Below are 18,265 nucleotides of genomic sequence, written 5' to 3'. Positions count from 1 at the left end.
TATTTTTAAAACGTGGTGCGGTGCAGAACGCTGCATATTCACTCTCTAATTCTCGTTAAATATGGCGGGCCAGAGCAGTAGTGGCCCTGTGTGCCGGACCAATACCCACAAACCCCAAACGAAAGGGAATTGCTGTGCATAAGGCAATCGTCGTCTTCGAGGTCGAGGGCGGATCTGACAAGCAGCTCAACGGTCACCGCAAGGACACCATGCCTATCGTCGACTCCATCAAGGAAGCCGGCTGGCACTCCGAGGTCGTGTTCTTCCGCCCAGAGTGGTCCGAGCGCATCTTCGAGTACGTCTCTGAGAACTTTGACGCTTACATCTCCCGCGTGAACCCAGGCAACATCCCGGGTGGCGAGAAGGGCTATTTCGACCTGTTGACCAAGCTCTCTGAGGCTGGCCTGGTAGGCATGTCCACTCCTTACGAGATGATGGCATATGGCGCAAAGGATGCGCTGGTCAAGCTCAACGACACTGAACTAGTCCCGGCTGACACCGCGGCTTATTACGACGTTGAGTCTTTCCACAACACCTTCCCGACCTCCATCTCCTACGGTGAGCGCGTTCTTAAGCAGAACCGCGGCTCGACCGGTGAGGGCATCTGGCGCGTCCAGATTGAGGACAAGTCCCTTGAAGTAACTCCGGGCACCGTGCTTCCGCTGGACACCAAGCTCAAGTGCACCGAGGCTGTGGACAACCACACCGAGGTTCGCGAGCTCGGCGAGTTCATGGACTTCTGCGACCAGTACATTATCGGTGACAACGGCATGCTCGTCGATATGCGCTTCATGCCGCGCATCGTTGAGGGCGAGATCCGCATTCTTCTCGTTGGTCCGGATCCAGTATTCGTGGTCCACAAGAAGCCAGCTGAAGGCGGCGATAACTTCTCCGCTACCTTGTTCTCCGGTGCGAAGTACACCTACGACAAGCCAGAGGCTTGGCAGAGCTTGGTTGACATGTTCGCAGAGGTTCGCCCTGTCATCGCTGAGAAGCTCGGCGGCGACAACATTCCGCTTATCTGGACTGCTGACTTCATGCTTGCCGACGGCGAGAATGGCGAGGACACCTATGTTCTCGGCGAGATTAACTGCTCCTGCGTTGGCTTCACCTCTGAGCTCGACATGGGCATCCAGGAGAAGGTTGCAGCTGAGGCAATCAAGCGCGTCGAAGCAAAGCACGCTTAAGGTATAGCCATAAATCAGCTTTATCTTCAATAACTCCGTAGTCTCCAACAGGGAGGGTACGGGGTTATTTTTGTACTCATAACAAGGGGAGTGGTCCCCATTGGGCTGCCGATTGGTTTTATCTGTTGTATTTTCAAGTGTGCGTGATTTAAGACGCAGTTAAGTAATCGAAAGGAAAATCTCGCTTATGGCCAATCCAGACCAGTACGGAGAAAAGAACTCCGAGCAGAACCCGCAGCATGCCGCCGAGGACTCATTTGGTTCCTCCTCCTTCGGCAATTCTGACTTTGGTAGCTCCGACTTAGGGCAGTCTGATTTTGGTGGTTCTTCCTTCGGAGCAGCTAGCTCTTTCGATTCTTCCGAAGCTTCCGGCGTGCACCACGCAGAAGGCGAAGAGACCGTAAACTTTGGAGAAAATTCCGTGGCTAACCATGCTTCTGATTCGGACTTTGGTGCTTCGGACTTCCGCGGTTCGGACTTTGGCAGCAACGACTTCGGTAACAATGACTTCGGCCAGTCGGTCCCGCCTGCAGGCAACTTCAAACAGGGCGGCTTTAACCAGCAGTTCCAGAGCCAGCAGCCACAGCAGGGCTTTGGCGGATTCCCGCAGCAGGGGCAGCCGCAGCCAGGTCAGCCAGGCCAGCAGGCTTTTGGCGGCTATCCACAGCAGAACCACGGCGGCTTCAACCAGCCAGCACAGCAGGGCTTTGGCCCGTACCCACAGGGCCTGCAGCAGGCACAGCCGCAGAAGGATAGCTTCTTCAAGTCCCTATTCGACTTCAAGTTCTCCAGCTTCATCACCGTGAAGTTCGCTTCCGTCATCTACATCATCGCGATGATAGTCGGTGTCCTGTGGTGGCTCGGTGGCTTGCTCTTCGCAGTCATGGGCGGCTCCCTCGGCGGCCTCGCTGGCTCGTTGTCCGGCAGCTCCTTCGGTGGCGGCATGGCAGTGATGATGATCTTCGGACACCTCATTTTCGGCACCCTGGGCTTGGTCCTTTACCTTATCCAGGTTCGCCTCGTTCTGGAGTTCTTCGTGGCAAACATCCAGACCACTGAGAACACCAAGAAGCTCGTTGAAAACGCTGAGGCGGACAAGTAAGGCTCTTTTGAGTAACGAACACCAGAGTTCGTTGGTTTTCCACCTTCCCCCGGTTCTTCCTGAATAGGAACGAACCGGGGTTTGCTGTTTGGGCGTGCTTGGCAGCCAAGTTTGTATATCCTGCTTGGGATAACGGTGGTTACCGAATTGGAAAACCGAGGCTCCCATGACTGACTTTGAATCGATAGCCGGCGTCGGCAAGCGCGGGCTCGAGCGCCTGAATGCGGCGTTGCAGGAGCAGGGGATGGACCTTCACGGAGCACCAGCCCCGGAGGACCGCAGCGCGACCTTCACTCGCGGACACACAGGCAAAAACTCCGAGGATATGGCAGGGGCCAAGATTTCTCTTTATGGGCTACCGCACGATGAGGATCTGCTGGAACGACTCGTTAAGCACACCGTGAGCAAGTCCTGTCTGTACATTAACAAGCCAGAAGACGTAGACCTTAAGGTGCTCGAGGAGCTCATTCGGCGCGGCTGGGAATCCGCGCCCGCCGGCTGCTAGAAAGTTACTTTAGTCAAGGAGACGGGCGACGGAGTCTGGGTCGGCGTCGGAAAGCATCTGGCGGAGACGGTCGTACTCGTCCTCCTCACCAATGGCCTGCGCCGCGTGCGCGAGGGCAGCAATGGCGCGCAGGACGCCCTGGTTCGGCTCGTGCTCGAAAGGAACCGGACCCCAGCCCTTCCAGCCGTTGCCGCGCAGGCGGTCAAGGCTGCGGTGGTAGCCCGTGCGGGCATAGGCATAAGCGGTGATGTAGGCAGTAGGCATGGCCTCATCCTCGCGCAAGCGCGTGAGCTCCTGCTCGGCGAGCAAAGCCCACAGCAGCGGGGAGTTGGGGTATTCTACAATGCCAGCCTGCAGGTCAGCGGTGGAATCAGCGCCGGGATCAGCAGGCAGCTTGATGGGGGCGGGTGCGAGCATGTCTTTCATTTCCATGCCCGCTAGACTACCGCGCCCGCCGGACAATGGCAGCGGCCACGTCTTAAGGCTGGGCCCAGAAGTCTGAGACGCAGAGGTCAAAGGAGTACAAGGCACGGCGGACCACCGGCAGCGATAGCCCGATGACCGAGGAAGGATCGCCCTCGATACGGTCAATGAACCAACCGCCGATTGCCTCCAAGGTGAAGGCGCCGGCGCATTCCAAAGGTTCACCAGTCGCGGCATAGGCGGCGATGTCGCGCTCGTTTGCCGCGGCGAAAAAGACGCTGGTGCGCGAGGTTTCAACGTGGCGCTTGTCGCCCTGGATGATGCAGTGTCCGGTGAGCAGCTCTGCACGGCGGCCAGCCTGGGCGCGCCAGCGTTCAATCGTGGCGTCGACAGTGTGTGGCTTGCCTTGGAGTACGCCGTCGAGAAGCAGCATGGAATCGCCCCCGATGACGACGTCCTGCGGGTACTCGGGCGCGATCTTTTCCGCTTTTGCGGTGGCCAATGCTGCGACGATATCGGCAGGAGCTGCGCCGCTTAGCGACGTCTCGATAGCATCCTCATCCACGTGCGCGGGCGCCAAAACGGGCTCAACCCCGGCCCCACGCAGAATGGAAGCGCGGGACGGGGATTGAGAAGCGAGGACGATTCGCATCCTTCAAGCAGCCTTTAGTAGTAACGCACGTTGCGGAAGGCGGACGGGTTGAAGACGTCCTGTGCGCCGTATGCGTCGAAACGCTCGTCGAGGCGGCCCCACAGGTTGCGCTCGCCGGCGTCAGAACCGGCCTGCTTTGCGCGGGCATCAGCACTGAGCTGCGCTAGGACTGCGGTAAGTGCGGCAACCTCATCGTCGGAGGGGTTGCCCTTGAGTACACGAAATGTTGGTGCGGTCATGGATTCTCCTTTTAGAGGGTGATGTTACCGTGCTTCTTCGGGGCCTGGGCGACGATCTTGCGTTCCAGAAGTCGCAGGCCTTCGACGAGGTAGCCGCGGGTTGCGGAGGGTTCGATGACATTATCAACCAAACCGCGCTCGGCAGCGGCATAGGGGTGCAGGATCTGCTCGGCGAGCTCTGTTTCCTGCTCCGGGGTAGCTTCCTCGCCATAGATGGCCAGCGCAGCCTGGGATGCCTGGGTGACGGCGATTTCAGCGGTAGGCCATGCGTAGGCCAAGTCTGCGCCTAAGTCCTTGGAACCCATGAATACATAAGCCGGGCCGATTGCCTTGCGGGTGATAACGGTCAGCTTGCCCACGGTTGCCTCTGCGTAAGCGAAGGAAAGCTTCGAAGCGCGGCGCAACAGGCCGGACTTCTCTTCTTCCGGAGTAGGGACGAAGCCAGGGGAATCGACGAACTCGATGACCGGGGTATTGAAGGCATCGCAGGCGCGGATGAAGCGGGCAGCCTTTTCGGAACCTGCTGAATCCAGTGCACCTGCTAGGGCTAGCGGCTGGTTAGCCACGATGCCGACTGGGCGGCCTTCGATGTATGCAAAGCCGGTGATGATGTTTTCGGCGGCGTCGGCCGCGAGCTCGAAGAAGGTGTCTTCGTCAACGACGGTGTTAATGACGTCGTGCATGTCGTAGGCCTCGGCAGCGGTATCCGGGATGATGGTGTCGAGCTTGTGGTCGCGGTCGCTGACGTTGTCCGCAATGGAGCCAGAGCTAATCTCAGCGGCAACGCGTGGGGCTTCGGCACGGTTGTTGGCCGGCAGGAATGCGAGCACGTCGCGGGCAAGGGCTACGGCCTCGGCGTCGGACTGCGCGACGAGGTGAGCGGTGCCAGCTGCAGCGTGCACGGCGGCGCCGCCGAAGGTCTCTGCTTCCGCGCCAGCGATGTGCGGCGCTGCCTGGTGGAGGGTAGCTCCCTGGGTGATGATGAGGACGTCGGAAAGCGTCGGCGCAAAAGCAGCGATGCCCTCGGTGTTACCTACAACGACACCGATCTGCGGAATGAGGCCGGAGGCCTGGGTTACGCGTGCCATGATGCGGGCGTAGCCAGCCAGAGTGACGATGCCTTCTTGGACGCGCGGACCGGTGGAGTCATACAGGCCGATGATTGGGACACCGGTCTTGAGTGCAAGGTCGTAGACCTTGGTGAGCTTTTCTGCGTACGCCTCGCCGAGGGTGCCGTCGAATACAGTGGGGTCCTGGCTGAAGATGCAAACCTTGCGGCCGTCGACGGTGCCATAGCCGGTGACGACGCCGTCGGTGTACGGACGATCGTGCTCACGGCCGAAGTCGGTGGAGCGGTGGCGGGCGAGGGCATCGGTCTCGACGAAAGAACCCTCGTCGAGCAGCTTCTCGATGCGCTCGCGTGCGCTCAAGTTTCCTGCGGCATGGATTGCCTCGAGGGTCTCGGCGCCCATGGGGATGCGCGACTCGCTGAGGCGGTTGTTGAGATCCTCGATCTTGCCAGCAGTGGTTTTCAGATCAGTCATAGGGACTAATTCTACAACCCGTCTTCTTAGAGCGGGATGTTGCCGTGCTTGCGTGCAGGGCGTGCCACATTCTTGTCGGCGTAGAGGCGCAAGTTCTTGGTGATGGCGCTGCGGGTCTCGGAGGGGAGAATCACGGCGTCGATAAGCCCGCGCTCAGCAGCCTTATATGGGTTGAGCATGTGGTCCTCGTACTCGCGCTCGAAGGACTTTGCCAATTCCTGCACGTCCAGGCCCTTCTCGTGGGCCTGCTTGAGCTCCTTGCGGTAGATAAAGCCCACGGCGCCGGCTGCGCCCATGACGGCAATCTGGGCGGTTGGCCACGCGAGGTTGACGTCTGCACCCAAGCCCTTGGAGCCCATGACGCAGTAGGCGCCGCCGTAGGCCTTGCGCATGGTCACCGTAATCTTCGGGACAGTGGCCTCACCGTAGGCGTAGAGCAGCTTGGCGCCGCGACGCAGAATGCCGTTGTGCTCCTGGGAAGCGCCCGGCAGGAAGCCTGGGACGTCGACAAGCATGACGATCGGAATGTTGAACGCGTCGCAAGTGCGCACGAAGCGTGCGGCCTTCTCAGAAGAGTCGATGTCGAGGCAGCCTGCGTAGACCTGTGGCTGGTTAGCCACGAAGCCAACCGTTTGGCCTTCGATGCGTCCGAATGCGATGACCACGTTCTCGGCGCGCTCAGCCTGGATCTCGAGGTACTCGCCGTCATCGGTGAGCGCTGCGATGACATCCTTTACATCATAAGGCTGGGTAGGGGAGTCAGGGATGATCTCGTCGAGCATGAGGTCGTCAGCGGTTTCCTCGCCGAGCTCTTCGAAAGGCTCAAAAGGAGCGCGCTGACGGTTGTTTGACGGGAGGTATCCCACGAGGTCGTGGACCCAGTCGAGGGCCTCTTCGTCGGAGGATGCGGTGTAGTGCGAGTTGCCGGCCGCGAGCATGTGGACGGACGCGCCACCGAGCTCTTCTTGGGTGATTTCCTCGCCGGTGACGGTCTTGATGACGTCGGGTCCGGTAACGAACATCTTGGACTTCTTGTCCACCATGACCACGAAGTCGGTGAGCGCCGGAGAATAGGCGTTGCCGCCTGCGCAGGCGCCCATGATGACGGAGATCTGTGGGACCACGCCGGAGGCCTTGATGTTTTGGTAGAAGGTCTTGGCGATCCAGTCCAGGGACACGGCACCGTCTTGGATGCGGGCGCCTGCGCCCTCGTAGAGGCCGATGAGCGGGCGCCCGGTGGTGATGGCCAGCTCCATGATCTTGATCATCTTCTCGCCGTAGACCTCACCGAGGGCACCACCGAAGACAGTGCCGTCTTGGGAGAAGATGCAAACCTCGCGGCCGTCGATGGTTCCCCAGCCGGTGACGATTCCGTCGGTCACGGGCTTCTTGGCGGCCATACCGAAGTCGGTGGTGCGGTGTACTGCGAGCATGTCAGTTTCGACGAAGGAGCCTTCGTCGAGGAGGTAGTCCAGGCGGTCGCGTGCGGTGAGGCGGCCTTGATCGCGGACTTTCTGGTGGGCTTTTTCGCCCATGGGCGCAGCAGCTTGCTCGCGCCGGCGCTTTAGCTCAGCAATCTTGCCGGCCGTGGTGGTCGCGTTCATAGAATCAAGATCCGACAAATGTGAGGAAATGGTCATGTTTGGGGAGTTTAGGCAATTTTGCTTGAGTTTTACACCCTGACGGGCCGGTGATTTCCCTCACAAAACTAGTTTGTGCAGGTGAGCGGCTTGCAGAATATGAGGAAACTCTCGTATTTGGCATTTTAACCCTTTGCTGGGCGGGGCGTTTGCCTGGGGTGGTCTCAAATTCTTTAGGGCACTACAAAAAGAAACGTGCCCTTTCTCCCGTGGGGAGTAGGGCACGTTAACGCTCAATGGAAAGGGGGTGCTGTCTTAGGCTGCGAGGCCGAAATCCATCAGGAATAGCTCAACTTCGTACAGCTCCTCCTCGCGAGGGGAGCGGTTATTTACCGCATTGAATGCGGCAACGATATTGCCGGTTGTTGCCGGGGTGGTTCCGCGGTCAACGAGCTCCTCGGTGACGAGCGCTTCCATTGGGGTTGCATCCAATGCGTCAAGGCCTGTGCCGGTGGCACTCTTGAATGTCGTAGTAAACGAGGAAATCAGTCCGTTAATGGTATTCATTGATGCTCACCTTCTTTCAGTCCATGCAATGAATCAACGGCCGCTTAAGGTGGGGATAGAAAATGGTGGCCGAGCTGATGTTTCTAACATGGTACGCTCGGTCCGCTAAGTAATCAACCTGGAGTTACGCGTTTGTTAACTTTTTGTTAACTTAAGGCGTGGAGTGAAGCAGGACCTAGTGCTTGCTGGACAAGCCGGGGAACAGCTCCAATCCGAAGTAGTGGTTGATGGAATCCTTGGCAATCCAGGAGATGGCAACCAGGATGATGACGCCCAGTACGGCGTACACGGTCCATCCCAAGACCTTCATCTGAGCGGAAGCTTCGGTATCGCCTACGATAACGCCCTCGCTGTTGCGAATCGGGTCACCGGTCATGCAACGCATGCCCAGAGCGAAAAGGAGCGGGATACCAGCGCCGAAGGCGAGCGCCAAACCAGCGACGCGAGAAATAGCGACGAGAATTTCCATTGCGGTCATGGCGTTGTCCTACTTTCCTTTAATGGTGGTGGTGTGAGCGGCGCTGTAGGCATCGTTGATCACGCCGTGTGCGGCAGTGGCAGCACCTGGTGCGTTGCCAGTGGTGACACCTGCGGCGACCTTCTCGTGTGCTTGCAAGGAGGAGTCGACGGTCTCTGCGTCAGCGTCCCAATCGTCGTTGACATTGGAAGCGTCAACCGGGTTGCGGCGAGCACGCATCAGGATGACGGCGACCATGGCCAGCAGGATGATGGCGTCGACGATAGCGCCGGTGAGAGTGTTGGTAGCACCACTTACGAGGTGGGCAATCCACCAGGTGACGAAGCCAACCGCCGCGGCACAGGGGAGGGTGATGAGCCATGCAGCAACCATGCGCATTGCGACGCCCCAGCGAACCTGAGCGCCCTTCTTGCCCAGGCCGGTACCGAGGATGGAACCGGTGGAAACGTGGGTGGTGGACAGTGCCATACCGCCAGCGGCGGAGGTGAGAATGATGGCTGCGGAGGAAGCCTCAGCTGCCATGCCCTGTGGGGACTCAATCTCAACGAGGCCCTTGCCCAGGGTACGGATGACGCGCCAGCCGCCGGACAAGGTGCCGGCTGCGATGGCCACAGCACAAGCAACGATGACCCAGGTCGGGATGCGCTGGTCGGAGTTTGCCTCACCGGCTGCAACGAGGGCGAGGAAGATGACACCCATGGTCTTCTGGGCGTCGCCAGCGCCGTGTGCCAGGGAAACCAGGCAGGCGGTGACAATCTGGCCGTGGCGGAAGTGTCCGTTCTTTACGCGCTCCGGAATGGTGTTGGTGACCCAGTAGACCAACGCGGTACCGCAGGCGGAAACCATCGCTGCGATGAAAGGGGAGGCGATAGCCGGGATGATGATCTTGCCGGCGATGGAGGACCAAGCGACGCCGCCGGTTCCCAGCGCTGCGAAAGCGGCTCCGATGAGGCCGCCGAACAGTGCGTGGGAGGAAGAGGACGGCATGCCCAGGAGCCAGGTGAACAGGTTCCAGAAGATGCCGCCGATGAGGCCGGTGAAAACGACCATGAGGAGGGCTTCGCCGTCGGCGCCTACGGAGAGGTCGTAGGAGTCGAGGTTCACGATACCCTTGGCCACGGTTGCGGCCACGTGGACCGACAGGAATGCACCGATGAGGTTGAGAGCTGCGGAGATTGCAACTGCGGTGAAGGGCTTCAGCGCACCGGTGGCGATGGAGGTTGCCATTGCGTTGGCGGTGTCGTGGAAACCGTTGGTGAAGTCAAAGGCGAGGGCAGTGACGACCACGATTGCCAAGATGATCAGTGTCGCTGTCACAGTCGCGACCCCTTTCAAGATTCTGTTGAGGGATTTGAGACGGGTTAAGACTTTGCTTTGAAAATTAAGCAGTGTCGCAACCACAAATCGAGCTACCAAGGGTCTAGCGTAGACCCCTTGCAATTCTCTTCCTAATCTTGGGGTTTAGTCGTGAACTGGGGTTTTGTGTTTTATGTGCGCTAACTAATTCATTAACTCAATTACCTTTAGTGAAGATTTCCGCGGTATACGCCTCGCGTTAACCTGCCGTTAACCAAAGGGGTGGAGTGAGGACTCCACCCCAACTGACCTTTCCTAATTAGGACTCTGGTTAAGCCTCAATAGGCAACCACGCGTAGCCGTATGGGCCTAACTCGACCGGACCCAGATCCACGGATTCCTCAGTGAAGTTGTGCAGGCACAACAAGCTGCCACGCTGGAACGCAAGAATGCCGGCCTCGCCGGTCTCGACAGCCTCGAAGGGCGCGGTGGCCAACTCCGGGAAAGCCTTGCGCTGTGCAATGAGTTCGCGAACGGTGTTGAGCAAGGAGGTTGGGTCATCCTTTTGCTCCGCCACGTTAACCTTCGTACCGCCCACGATGGGGCGCCGCGGGTGCGGGGCAGTGGTGAACCCGGCGCCGTCGCCAGGTTCCCATTGCATAGGGGTGCGCACTGCGTCGCGGTCTGGCAGGGCAGGCGAATCGCCCATGCCAATCTCATCCCCGTAGTAGAGGAAAGGCGAGCCCGGCATGGTCAGCAACAGGGAGTAAAACAGCTCAATCTTGCTGCGGTCATTTCCCAGCAACGGAGCCAAGCGCCTAGCGATGCCCACGTGCGCGCGCATCTCGTCATCCGGCAGGTAATGGTGGTACATCAACTCGCGACGCGACTCGTTCACCATTTCCAGCGTGAGCTCGTCATGGTTGCGCAGGAAGGTGCCCCACTGGCAGCCCTCGGGCAGCTCCGGTATCTCCTCCATGATGTTGTAAATGGGGGTGGCGTCGCCAAGCGCAAGCGCCTCGTACAAACGCGGCATCAGCGGGAAGTTGAACACCATGTGCACGCGGTTGCCCTTGCCGAAGAACTCCATGGTCTCCGCCGGAGGCTGGTTGGCCTCGGCGATCATGACAGCCTCGGGATAGTTCTCGTCAACGAAAGTGCGCAGCTTCTCAATGAACTCGAGGGTTTCGGGCAGCGATTCGCCGCCCGCTCCGTCGCGCTCGTAGAGGTATGGGATTGCGTCCAAGCGGAAGCCGTCCAGGCCCTTGTCCATCCAGAAGCGCACGATGTTGAAGACTTCCTCGTGCACCGCGGGGTTGTCGTAGTTGAGATCCGGCTGGTGCGAGTAGAAGCGGTGGAAGTAGTACTGCTGGCGCACCTCATCCCAGGCCCACGTAGAATCTTCCACGTCGGTGAAGATGATGCGGATTTCGGGATAGCGGTCTGGATCGTCGCCCCACACGTAGTAGTCACCGTATGGGCCTTCGGGATCGCGGCGGGAGGCCTGGAACCACTCGTGCTCGGAGGAAGTGTGGTTGAGCGCGAGGTCAGTCATGAGCCGCATGCCGCGGCTGTGGACCTCAGAGATGAGCTGCTCGAAGTCCTCCATGGTGCCGTAATCGGGATGGATGGAGTAGTAGTCCGCGATGTCGTAGCCGTCATCTTTGAGCGGGGAGGCATAGAAAGGCGAAAGCCAGAGACAATCGACGCCGAGCCACTTTAGATAGTCAAGCTTTTCGATGACGCCTTGGAGCGTGCCCACGCCCTTGCCACCGGCTGCCGCGGGATTCCCGGTGGCGCCGGAGTCTTTGAAAGAGCCAACGAGGGCTTGGTAGAAGATGGCGTTCTGGTACCAACTCATCTGAGGTCCTTTCTTTTGGCGCGCCACAGGAGGTATTCAATACCGCAGAGCACAGCGGCGAGAATCCCCGGCCAGATGGCGGGCTCGGGTTGGAAGAGATTGAGAATTGCTTGCGCGATGGCGAGAAAGGCGAAAAAGCCGACGAATCCTAGGGCAGTGTCCCACAAAAGTGCGTGGCGCATTAGCTGATTTTGAGGTTAAAAGCGGTTCCGTCCGAGAGCTTCACGCTGGTCACGCCCTTCTTGAGAGCGGCAAACCCGGCGTTGAACTCCGTGGCACCGTCGGTACGGGCGGGGGTAAATTCGGCGACCTCAGGATTGCTGACTTCTGCGGTGAGCCCGTTGGATTCGGCGATGACGAGGTTTTCGCCGAGCTTTAGATCGATGGTCTGCCCCGAAAGCTCCGCGGGTCTCAAGATGACGGGGGCGGGTGCGCCGACGGCTTCGCTTCGTTCCACTGCGGTGCTTTTCTCCTCTTGAGATGGTGTGCACGCAGTGCCGGCCAATGCCATGCTTGCAGCCGCTGCGATAACTCCCAGGTGCTTCAGCATTAGGCCTTGACACCTCCGGCGGTCAGGCCGGCCACGATGCGGTGTTGGAAGATGAGAACCATGATGATGAGCGGAATGGTCACGAGTGCACCCGCTGCCATGGTGGCGGCGTACGGGTACTCGAAGGCCGAGGGGCCGGAGAAGCGTGCGATGGCCACGGTTACTGGTTCAGTGGAGTCGTTGGAGAGCTGACGAGCCAACATGAACTCATTCCACGTGGTGATGAATGCGATGATGGCGGTGGTAAACAGCGCCGGGGCAGCGAGCGGCAACAGTACGAGACGGAAGGCCTGGCCGCGCGAGGCGCCGTCGACGCGAGCGGCTTCCTCCAGTTCCCATGGAAGCTGACGGAAGAAGCTCAGTAGCGTGTAGACCGTCAACGGCAGTGCAAAGGAGATGTTCGGGATGATCATGGCGCGGTAGGTGCCGATCCAGTCCAGGTTGCCGAACATCTGGAACAGCGGGGTGACCAATGCGATGGCAGGGAACATCGAAGCCGCCAGGATGATGCCGGTGACGATTCCCTTGCCAGGGAAGTTGTAGCGGGCCAGCGCGTAGGCGGTGAAGACACCCACTGCTACGGCGATGGCGGTGGTGGCCAACGAGATGGCCAGCGAGTTGCCGAGTGCCGCCAAGAAGTTGTTGCCCTTGTCAGTGGCCAGTGCGTCCTGGAAGTTTTCCATGGTGACGTGGGTCGGCCACGGGGTGGTGTCGAAGGTGTGGTCCTTGTGCCGCAGTGCCGTTACGACCATCCAGTAGAAGGGAGCCAAGCCCCAGAACATGATGAAGATGATGCCGGCGTAGTGTCCGAACTTTTTCATTACTGGACCGCCTTCCTATTCGAGCGCCGCTCATTGCCGGAGACATCAGCTCCCAGGAAGCGAACCAGGATGAAGGCAACGAGGAAGATGAGCAAGAAGATGAGAGTCGATAGTGCCGAGGCAGAATTGAAGTTGCCTTGGCGCATATCCTCAACCACCAGCTGGGAGATGGTGGCAGTGGGCGCGTTAGACGACGCCGAGATCATGATGACCGGAAGGTCGTACATGCGCAGTGCGTCGAGGGTACGGAACAAGATAGCCACCATGAGGGCGGGGCGCACCAGTGGCAACGTGATCTTGAAGAAGGTCTGGATGCGGCTCGCGCCGTCGACACGCGCGGCGTCATACACGTCCCGCGGAATCATTTGCAGGCCAGCCAAGATGAGCAGGGCCATGAATGGGGCGGTCTTCCACACGTCCGCGATGATGACGGCAAGACGGGCGTAGAACGGGTCCGTGGTCCAAGAAATATGGGTTCCCAGCAGGGAGTTCACGATGCCATCTGGCGCGAACATGAACTGCCACAACTTAGCCGTCACAGCCGTAGGAATAGCCCACGGCACCAGCACTGCTGCGCGGACAAGGCCGCGGCCCTTGTACTCACCATTCATGATGATGGCCATGAACATACCGAGGATGGTCTCCAACAACACGGTGACCACGGTGAAGAACAGCGTAATCTTTAGCGCCGGCCAGAAGTCCGTGGCGATAACGCCAGGAGGGCACTGCGAGATCTGCCCGGTGCCAGAAACACAACGGTTATTGATCCAGTACAGGTAGTTCTCAAGGCCGGCGAAGCCGCCTTCCTCGAAAATGCCCGTTTTGGGGTTCAAGTGGCGATTTCCCTGGAAAGAAAGCCAGACAGCACGCAGGATGGGGTAGCCGATAACAACGGCTAGCACAATCAGTGCCGGTGCGATAAGGCCCGCGGCATTGAGGTTCTGCTTGCGCTTCATGGCTGTGGGAGTTGTTACTGCCACGCTGGGACGCCTTTCTGCAGTAAGTGATCAGGTTGGCTAAGAGTTTAACGGGTGTGCCGGACATCAAAGACAATGCGGGGCGTGTGTGAGCACACAAGCTCACTCACGCCCCGCATTCTCAGCTCTCTATCTAAAAGAGAACCTAGTTAAAAGGGACTGGTCTTTTAGCCCTGGGAAGCAGCCTCGATAGCAGCCTTCATGTCCTTGGTTGCGTCATCCACGGACTTGCCAGCGGTCAGCGCTGCGTAAGCGTTGTCCTGAACAGCCTTGGAGATTGCGGTGTAGAACGGGGAGACCGGACGCGGTGCGGCGTTTTCCAGGGACTCCTTGAGAGCCGGCAGGTACGGGAACTGCTCGATGAGGGCAGCATCGTCGTAGACGGAAGCCAGAACCGGCGGGAAGGAAGCCTCAGCGAAGGACTTCTGGTTCTCCTCGTTGATGATGAACTTCATGAAGTCCAGCGCGGTGGCCTTCTTCTCGGAGTTGATGTTGATGCCGTTGTTGTAGCCACCCAGGGTGGAAACGCCAACGCCGTCCTTGCCTACCAGCGGCTGGACCTCGAACTTCACACCTTCATCCTCAGCGTTGGTGTACATGTACGGCCAGTTGATGGCGAAAGCGGTCTTGCCCTCGGTGAAGGCCAGGTTGGTCTCCTCCTCGGTAGCGGCGGTGGAATCCTTGGAGATGACGCCGTCCTTGTAAGCGTCGACAAGCGCCTGCAGACCAGCCTTGGACTCAGCCGAGTCTACGGAAGGAGTGCCGTCGTCAGCCAGAACGGAGCCGCCCCAGCCCTCCATGAAGCCTGCGGTATTTACGGTCAGGCCTTCGTACTGCTTGAGCTGTGTGGTCAGGCAGGAGGTGTCCTCCTTGAGCGCCTCGCAAGCAGTCTTGATGTCGTCGAACTTCTCTGGTGCTTTGTCAGCCAAGTCGGTGTTGCGGAAGAGGAGCTGGCCGTTGGTGTTCTGAGGCAGAGCGTAGAGGGTGTCGTTGTAGGTAGCGGACTCAACGGTGGACTCGAGTAGATCGGAGGTGTCAACCTCCAGATCGCCGGTCAGCGGAGCGAGCCACTGGTTTGCGGCGAACTCTGCGGTCCAGACGACGTCGAGTGCCATGACGTCGTAGTCAGAGTTGCCAGCCTGCAGGGACTGTACGAGGGTGTCGCGCTGAGCGTCTGCCTCGCCGGCGAGCTCCTTGAGGGTAACCTTCTCGTCAGGGTGCTCCTTGTTCCACTTCTCGATGACCGGCTGGATCTTGTCGGTGTCGTTCTTACCCATCGCGAAGGTGATGGGGCCGCGGCCGTCAGCGCCGTCGGCGGAACCGCTGGATGCGGAATCGGAGGAACCCTCGTCAGAGGAGGATGAGCAGCCTGCCAATACCAGCGCGAGAGCAGCGGTGGTGACAACGGCGCCCTTGCGGGCGGTGTGGAGGCTGGAACGAAGTACGGACTTCTTCATGGGCATTTCACCTTTCGGAAAACTTCTGGTGACTTAAAAATAAGTTAAAACGAGCACATCGCGCGGGGGTTTGACTTATTTCCCGGTCTGAGACCGTTATTTTTTCCGAAAGTCCCAGTAGAAAGACGCGGTCGGGGGTGAGATCCACCCCCAACGTCTTATTAAGAGTTAATGCGTTCGCCCGTTTCGGGGTCGAAGTGATGCGCTTTATTCGGGTCGAAAGATAGATGTACGCTGTCGCCGCGCTGTGGAGTGTGTGCTTTATCTGCGCGGGCGACGAAACGCTGGTTGCCAACGGTGACGTAGACATAAGACTCAGCGCCGAGTTCCTCGACGATGTCAACGATGCCGGAGATATCAGTCGGGGCTTCTGTGATGAGCATGTCCTCTGGGCGAACGCCGATGCGGCCTTCGTTGTAGTTGAAGATGTTCATGGCAGGCGAGCCGATGAAGCCAGCGACGAATTCGTTGACGGGGGCGTCGTAGAGCTCGCGTGGGGGAGCGACCTGCTGCAGGACGCCGTCCTTGAGTACAGCCACTCGGTCGCCCATGGTCATGGCCTCGACTTGGTCGTGCGTGACGTAGACGGTGGTGGTGCCCAGGCGCTGCTGCAGGCTGGCGAGCTCCGAGCGGGTCTGGACGCGTAGCTTCGCGTCCAAGTTGGACAGCGGCTCATCCATAAGGAAGACCTTGGGATTACGCACGATGGCGCGGCCCATGGCTACGCGCTGACGCTGACCGCCGGAGAGGTCCTTCGGCTTGCGGTCGAGGTACTCGGTCAGGCCGAGGGTGGCTGCGGCCTCGTCGACCTTCTTCTTAATCTCATCCTTAGGCAGCTTGGCGAGCTTGAGGGCAAAGCCCATATTCTCAGCTACGGAAAGGTGCGGGTAGAGGGCATAATTTTGAAAGACCATGGCGATATCGCGCTCGCCTGGTTCGAGGCCGGTGACGTCTTTATCGTCGATGAGAATGCGGCCGCTGGAGGTCGGCTCAAGACCTGCCAAGGAGCGCAGGGTGGTGGACTTTCCGCAGCCGGATGGGCCGACGAGCACCAGAAACTCACCATCTGCGATTTCCAGGTCAAGGTCCTTGACCGTGGGCTGGGCGGCGTTGGGATAGGTGATGTTGACCTTCTCAAAAGTGACCTTTGCCATGCGCCTACACTAGCACCCCCGTTAAATCGCCTATGCTGGTTGGCGCTATGAAAAAGCTTGCTCCACTCCTAGCTCTGCTCGTAGCCGGCTGTTCCGGTGCCGATACCGTAGATAACGCGGCTTCGTTTACCACTAACAATGCCGTTGGAGCTGTGGATGAACAGGCTCTGAACGCGGAAACGTCAGGAGCCGCGTCTGTTTCGGAAAGACCGGAAACTACATCAAATTCAGCACCACGCGACACCACTTTCAGCAAGATCTTCGGTGAGCAAGCTGAAGCTTCCGGGGTCCGCGACTATTTAGAAAACCACGGCAAGTTCGACACGGCATTAATGAAAGACAGTCTGAATGCTGCGGGCCTTCAGCTTTCGATGCTGAGGTTACCGAGTACGGGCAATGGGTATGCGAGTGGGTAGACCCGGGAATTCGCTACACGGTGGCTATGGAAGGAAACAGCGACTCACTGCAGGGCGATCTGCGTGGGACGCATGACCTCCTCATTAAGGACGCCGTCGAATGGTTGCCGGGGCAGCGCGGCATAACTGTATCCCCTGAGCAGGTAGAAAAAGCCCTGCCGCAGGCGGTGTTGACCACCTGTCTTGATGAAAAGGGCAAGCAGGAAATCCTGGATAAGCCTGGCTGGTTCTAGTGTGGGCGGGGTGGTTATGCGCATTAGCTAGTGTCAGCCGGGGCTGCTTTTAGGTGGCGGGTAATCTCGGTGGCATGACAGCTCCACTTGATATTGAACGCATTCGTACCGCGCTAGCTGATGACTTCGCTGTAATTGATTACGTAGAGCAGACCGGTTCAACCAACACGGACCTCATGCAGGCGGAAAACGTCGCTGATGGCACCGTGCTGTTGGCCAACGAGCAGGTCTCCGGCAAAGGCCGCTTGGGCCGTACTTGGGTTAGCCCGGCGGGTTCACAGCTGATTCTTTCGGTGCTCATCCTTCCCGAGACCCTTGAGTACCTCGGCACTTTGCCGCTCGCTTCTGGTTTGGCGGTCACCGATACGGTTGAGGGCTCCGTGCTTAAGTGGCCAAATGACGTCCACATCGACGGCAACAAGCTTTGCGGCATTCTCGCCGAAGCTGGCCCAGTGGGCGCTGCCTTCAAGTCCGCGCCGAAGACTGAGTTTAATAAGGCGGAGGTGAACAAGGCGGAGGTCGCCCCGAAGACCGAAGCAGGAGCTACGCTGTCTGCACGCGTTGTCGTGGGCATGGGTCTGAACGTCACCTTGACCCGCGAGCAGCTGCCCATCGAGAAGGCCACGTCCCTGGCCCTCGAAGGCCGCGACACCGACCGCACCGAGCTGGCAATTGCTTTACTGAAGAACTTGCGCCGCCGCATCACCCAGTGGGAGAACCAGGATCCACAGCTAATGGCGGACTACCGCAAGGTCTGCTCTACCATCGGCCAGGAAGTTCGTCTCGAGGCGCCGACTGGCGACGTCGTCGGTGTCGTCGAAGGCATCGCCGACGACGGACGCATCAACGTCGGCGGCGAGTACTACTCCGCCGGCGACGTTACGCACCTGCGCCCGGTTCAGTAGCGACTCGTTGCCGCGCCGCGTGGAGAGGCGGGGCGTTGTAAAGCACAATTTGCCAAATAGGGCCCGCCACAGAGCGTGGCAGGCATTCCTATTTGGCAAATTGTGTCTATTTAGGGGCGCTGTCCGCCCATCGGGCCGCCGCCCATTCCCTGGGAGACCTCACCGTCATCTTTGAGCTGCTCACCAGTGGATTCGTCCATGCCGCCGGCCGGAGGCTGTGGCATCTGGCCATCTGTAGGCATCGCCGTTGGAGTCCAGTTCGTCGCCGCCCGCGTAGATGGTGCCGACGCCGCCGCCTCCTGCGGGTATCATGCACCC

General features: G+C 59.3%; 22 protein-coding genes. 6 read left to right on the top strand and 16 right to left on the bottom strand.

Translation table 11 applies throughout. The features are described 5' to 3' along the window. Positions 1 to 134 precede the first annotated feature (134 nt). From I6I72_RS04020 to I6I72_RS04010, 3 genes are all read left to right on the top strand, one after another. Positions 135 to 1,187: a Cj0069 family protein gene (locus I6I72_RS04020; protein ID WP_049147333.1), complete on the top strand. Its 1,053-nt coding sequence runs from the start codon at positions 135 to 137 to the stop codon at positions 1,185 to 1,187. A gap of 187 nt (positions 1,188 to 1,374) precedes the next feature. Further along, positions 1,375 to 2,289: a DUF4282 domain-containing protein gene (locus tag I6I72_RS04015; protein ID WP_049147335.1), complete on the top strand. Its 915-nt coding sequence runs from the start codon at positions 1,375 to 1,377 to the stop codon at positions 2,287 to 2,289. A gap of 166 nt (positions 2,290 to 2,455) precedes the next feature. Then, on the top strand, positions 2,456 to 2,794 hold the full coding sequence (locus I6I72_RS04010; RefSeq protein ID WP_005528016.1) for a DUF1801 domain-containing protein: 339 nt from the start codon (positions 2,456 to 2,458) through the stop codon (positions 2,792 to 2,794). A 9-nt stretch (positions 2,795 to 2,803) separates the two neighbouring features. Here the strand turns inward: I6I72_RS04010 and I6I72_RS04005 are convergent, their stop codons facing one another. The 15 genes from I6I72_RS04005 to I6I72_RS03935 all read right to left on the bottom strand — a co-directional run bounded on the left by I6I72_RS04005 (position 2,804) and on the right by I6I72_RS03935 (position 16,393). Next, entirely contained in the window at positions 2,804 to 3,226 is a 423-nt protein-coding gene (locus tag I6I72_RS04005) for a DUF3151 domain-containing protein (RefSeq protein WP_005528018.1), read from the bottom strand. 46 nt (positions 3,227 to 3,272) lie between these two features. After that, complete coding sequence (locus I6I72_RS04000; protein ID WP_049064141.1) at positions 3,273 to 3,869, bottom strand: Maf family protein; 597 nt, start codon at positions 3,867 to 3,869, stop codon at positions 3,273 to 3,275. 14 nt (positions 3,870 to 3,883) lie between these two features. Beyond that, positions 3,884 to 4,108, bottom strand: coding sequence for an acyl-CoA carboxylase subunit epsilon (locus I6I72_RS03995; protein ID WP_005528020.1), 225 nt, complete (start codon positions 4,106 to 4,108; stop codon positions 3,884 to 3,886). A gap of 11 nt (positions 4,109 to 4,119) precedes the next feature. Then, entirely contained in the window at positions 4,120 to 5,652 is a 1,533-nt protein-coding gene (locus I6I72_RS03990; RefSeq protein WP_049147337.1) for an acyl-CoA carboxylase subunit beta, read from the bottom strand. A 26-nt stretch (positions 5,653 to 5,678) separates the two neighbouring features. Beyond that, entirely contained in the window at positions 5,679 to 7,292 is a 1,614-nt protein-coding gene (locus I6I72_RS03985) for an acyl-CoA carboxylase subunit beta (RefSeq protein WP_049064137.1), read from the bottom strand. A 255-nt stretch (positions 7,293 to 7,547) separates the two neighbouring features. Further along, positions 7,548 to 7,799, bottom strand: coding sequence for a hypothetical protein (locus I6I72_RS03980; protein WP_005528026.1), 252 nt, complete (start codon positions 7,797 to 7,799; stop codon positions 7,548 to 7,550). 175 nt (positions 7,800 to 7,974) lie between these two features. Further along, complete coding sequence (locus tag I6I72_RS03975; RefSeq protein ID WP_005528027.1) at positions 7,975 to 8,277, bottom strand: hypothetical protein; 303 nt, start codon at positions 8,275 to 8,277, stop codon at positions 7,975 to 7,977. A 9-nt stretch (positions 8,278 to 8,286) separates the two neighbouring features. Then, a complete protein-coding gene (locus tag I6I72_RS03970) occupies positions 8,287 to 9,594 on the bottom strand; it encodes an inorganic phosphate transporter (RefSeq protein WP_049147339.1) in 1,308 nt (435 codons plus the stop codon). 310 nt (positions 9,595 to 9,904) lie between these two features. Then, entirely contained in the window at positions 9,905 to 11,434 is a 1,530-nt protein-coding gene (treS, locus tag I6I72_RS03965; RefSeq protein WP_005528029.1) for a maltose alpha-D-glucosyltransferase, read from the bottom strand. Then, positions 11,431 to 11,616 (bottom strand): hypothetical protein, encoded by a 186-nt coding sequence (locus tag I6I72_RS03960; protein ID WP_005528030.1) that lies wholly within the window; start codon positions 11,614 to 11,616, stop codon positions 11,431 to 11,433. The genes treS and I6I72_RS03960 overlap by 4 nt, the downstream gene beginning before the upstream one ends. Next, positions 11,616 to 11,984, bottom strand: a complete 369-nt coding sequence (locus I6I72_RS03955; protein WP_049064133.1) for a hypothetical protein — start codon at positions 11,982 to 11,984, stop codon at positions 11,616 to 11,618. The genes I6I72_RS03960 and I6I72_RS03955 overlap by 1 nt, the downstream gene beginning before the upstream one ends. Further along, positions 11,984 to 12,805 carry a carbohydrate ABC transporter permease gene (locus I6I72_RS03950; RefSeq protein ID WP_005528032.1) on the bottom strand — a complete coding sequence of 274 codons (822 nt, stop codon included), beginning with the start codon at positions 12,803 to 12,805 and terminating at the stop codon, positions 11,984 to 11,986. The genes I6I72_RS03955 and I6I72_RS03950 overlap by 1 nt, the downstream gene beginning before the upstream one ends. Next, entirely contained in the window at positions 12,805 to 13,761 is a 957-nt protein-coding gene (locus tag I6I72_RS03945) for a carbohydrate ABC transporter permease (protein ID WP_034656551.1), read from the bottom strand. Before I6I72_RS03945 ends, I6I72_RS03950 begins: the two co-directional genes overlap by 1 nt. A 188-nt stretch (positions 13,762 to 13,949) precedes the next feature. Beyond that, positions 13,950 to 15,239, bottom strand: a complete 1,290-nt coding sequence (locus I6I72_RS03940; protein WP_034656552.1) for an ABC transporter substrate-binding protein — start codon at positions 15,237 to 15,239, stop codon at positions 13,950 to 13,952. Between the two features lie 161 nt (positions 15,240 to 15,400). Beyond that, a complete protein-coding gene (locus I6I72_RS03935) occupies positions 15,401 to 16,393 on the bottom strand; it encodes an ABC transporter ATP-binding protein (RefSeq protein WP_046646524.1) in 993 nt (330 codons plus the stop codon). Between the two features lie 47 nt (positions 16,394 to 16,440). Here I6I72_RS03935 and I6I72_RS03930 point away from each other — a divergent pair, with 47 nt between their 5' ends. The 3 genes from I6I72_RS03930 (at position 16,441) to I6I72_RS03920 (ending at position 17,947) form a co-directional block, all read left to right on the top strand. Beyond that, entirely contained in the window at positions 16,441 to 16,809 is a 369-nt protein-coding gene (locus I6I72_RS03930; protein ID WP_049147345.1) for a hypothetical protein, read from the top strand. Positions 16,810 to 16,835: 26 nt separating this feature from the next. After that, on the top strand, positions 16,836 to 17,042 hold the full coding sequence (locus tag I6I72_RS03925; protein ID WP_049147347.1) for a hypothetical protein: 207 nt from the start codon (positions 16,836 to 16,838) through the stop codon (positions 17,040 to 17,042). 74 nt (positions 17,043 to 17,116) lie between these two features. Next, complete coding sequence (locus I6I72_RS03920; protein WP_049147349.1) at positions 17,117 to 17,947, top strand: biotin--[acetyl-CoA-carboxylase] ligase; 831 nt, start codon at positions 17,117 to 17,119, stop codon at positions 17,945 to 17,947. Positions 17,948 to 18,057: 110 nt separating this feature from the next. Here the strand turns inward: I6I72_RS03920 and I6I72_RS13800 are convergent, their stop codons facing one another. Then, a complete protein-coding gene (locus I6I72_RS13800) occupies positions 18,058 to 18,189 on the bottom strand; it encodes a hypothetical protein (RefSeq protein WP_265342602.1) in 132 nt (43 codons plus the stop codon). Positions 18,190 to 18,265 lie beyond the last annotated feature (76 nt).

The organism is Corynebacterium striatum (genome assembly GCF_016728105.1).
Taxonomy (GTDB): Bacteria; Actinomycetota; Actinomycetes; order Mycobacteriales; family Mycobacteriaceae; genus Corynebacterium; species Corynebacterium striatum.
The sequence above is the reverse complement of the archived record's forward strand: the minus strand, read 5'-3'. Positions and strand labels throughout refer to the sequence as shown.